2 protein-coding genes and 1 pseudogene are annotated in these 2031 nt (G+C 63.7%); 1 reads left to right on the top strand and 2 read right to left on the bottom strand.

Going from position 1 to position 2031, the window contains the following annotated elements:
• Together EN932_RS34865 and EN932_RS34860 are read right to left on the bottom strand one after the other, a co-directional pair.
• Positions 1-1203 (bottom strand): annotated as a pseudogene (locus EN932_RS34865) (2-acyl-glycerophospho-ethanolamine acyltransferase); the annotation flags it as partial.
• A 123-nt stretch (positions 1204-1326) separates the two neighbouring features.
• The gene (locus tag EN932_RS34860; protein WP_013532540.1) at positions 1327-1734 is read right to left on the bottom strand and encodes a 4-oxalocrotonate tautomerase family protein; all 408 of its coding nucleotides are present in this window, start codon (positions 1732-1734) and stop codon (positions 1327-1329) included.
• 113 nt (positions 1735-1847) lie between these two features.
• Between EN932_RS34860 and EN932_RS34855 the strand changes: the two genes are divergently transcribed.
• A partial coding sequence (locus EN932_RS34855) for a LysR family transcriptional regulator (RefSeq protein WP_128369466.1) occupies positions 1848-2031 on the top strand: 184 nt, incomplete at its 3' end.

Here is a 2031-nt window from a genome sequence, read left to right as displayed (position 1 = left end):
GAACAGGATCACCGCCGGCTTGGCCGCGTCCTGTCGCTGCAGCGGCCAGCGCCACAGCAAGGCGGCGGCAAGCTTGTCCAGCGCGGTGACGCTCTCCCGCACATCCTCGAGCCAGAGAAGCCTGGCGCCGCCCTTTTCGACCGCCGCGACGATATCGGCAAGGTCGGCCTTCTCGACGAACGCGCGGGACGAAATCACGGTCCTTATCACCGCCGTGCGCACGGCCGCGGTGACGCTCGCCGGCCCGGCCGTGTAGTTGATCATCGCCGCCACCCGGCCGGCCGACAGAAGGCCGGTGAGCGACAGCACGACGCCATTGGCATTGGGCAGCATCACGCCGACTGCCTCGCCCGGAGCCGTTACCGCCTCGAAGCGCCTGCCCAGGACGCGGGCGCCGATGAACAGCTTGCGGTAGCTCAGCGCGCCGGAGATCACGTCCTCGATGATGATATGCGAAGCGCCGACGCGGTCGGCGGCATCGCGCATGGCCAGGAACAGGCCACGATCGAGGTTGGTGCCGAAGAGCCGCGCCTCGGCGACACGGTCGAACAGCGCGTTGGTGTTCGAGGCCTGCTCGGGGTTGCGCGCCACCAACTCAGTGATGGTCATCGGCTCCAGCACGCTGATCGACAGTTGCGGAAACCAGTGTCGTGGCGCCTTGTCCCCAGGCGTCAGCGACACCGGCAGGCTGCGCGCGCCGCCGACGAAGATCGGCACGATCTTGGCATCGGCCTGCATGGCGATGCGGGTGACGGCACGAAACAACCGAAACGTCTTGACGTCGGGCTCGACTGCATCCGGCAGATAGACAGCGAGCCGGCCCTTGCCCTTCAGCACCCGCACCAGCCGGCGGCTGACGAAGACATGTTCGGCGTTGAAGGCGATGGTACGGCCAAGCTCGCGCCAAGGTTCGAGCCACGGCGAGCGCGCCGAGACCTCATCGAGAATATGCAGCGTGTCTTCCGGCAGCAGCGACAGCATCAGCGCCGGCTCGAAGCGCGATTGATGAGAGATGACGTAGATGACTGGGGCCTGCGCCTTGCGGGCGATCCTGATGCGGCTGTCTCCGATCCGGTAGGCAAGCTTGAACGGGACATAGAGCAGCGCCTGGGTGAAGCGTAGGCCGAGGCGGAATTTTTCCGCCACGCCAATCAGGAGCCAGGCCAGAACAAGACCCGCAAGCAGCGCCAGTGTCAGGATCATGCCGCGTCTCTCCCAACGTTTTTAGCATCTCGGCTCTTTGCGGCCGTGTCGGCCAGAACCTAGACGATGTGGGAGCAAGGTCAATGCGGAGCTTTTGCTTCCCTTGGTGCGGGAAGCTGCTTCTCACGCCGCCTGCAGCCGTCCACTGATGAAACGAAATTCCTGCGTCTTGCCGCCATAGCCGTAAGCGGCTGCCGGCACTTCATGCACGAAGGCGTAGCTCTCCTCGTGCACGCCGCCCAGCAGACGGCCGAAGGCTGCGAAGATCGCCTTCAGATAGGCCTCCAGCTCAAGCTTGGTGTTGGTGCCGTCGACCACCTTGATATCAAGCCAGAACGTGTTGGTGCCGTGCTCGGCCAGCGACTTGCCGCCGGCGAACCAGTGCTGCGGATCGACATAGGACACGGCAACTGCCGTGATCGTCGGGTCCTTGCGCAGCTGCGTCGCGGTGATTTCTGTGGCCTCCTTTGCGATGCGAGCGGAAAGCGCCGCGTCAGGTTTGCCGGTGACGCTGATGTTGATGATAGGCATTCTTCTTCTCCTTGGCTTGAGCGGCGTCCGATCGCCGTTGAAACAACCATGCCACCACCTTTTAGTCAAAAAAATCGAATTGTTTTTAAATGATACTTCGATAGTATCGAAGTATGGAAACGCTCGATCCCGATCTGCTCCGAACCTTCCTTGCTTTCGTCGACAGCGGCTCGCTGGCCCAGGCGGCTGCAAGCATCGGCCGTTCGCCCTCGGCGGTGACCGCCCAGATGCAGCGGCTGGAGGAAGTCGTCGGTGAGCCGCTGCTGGCGCCGCAGGGGCGGGGACGTGGTTTGACGC

The sequence above is a fragment of the Mesorhizobium sp. M7A.F.Ca.US.002.01.1.1 genome (assembly GCF_004022955.1).
Classification (GTDB): Bacteria; Pseudomonadota; Alphaproteobacteria; order Rhizobiales; family Rhizobiaceae; genus Mesorhizobium; species Mesorhizobium ciceri.
This window is presented reverse-complemented; position numbering and strand designations above follow the sequence as displayed.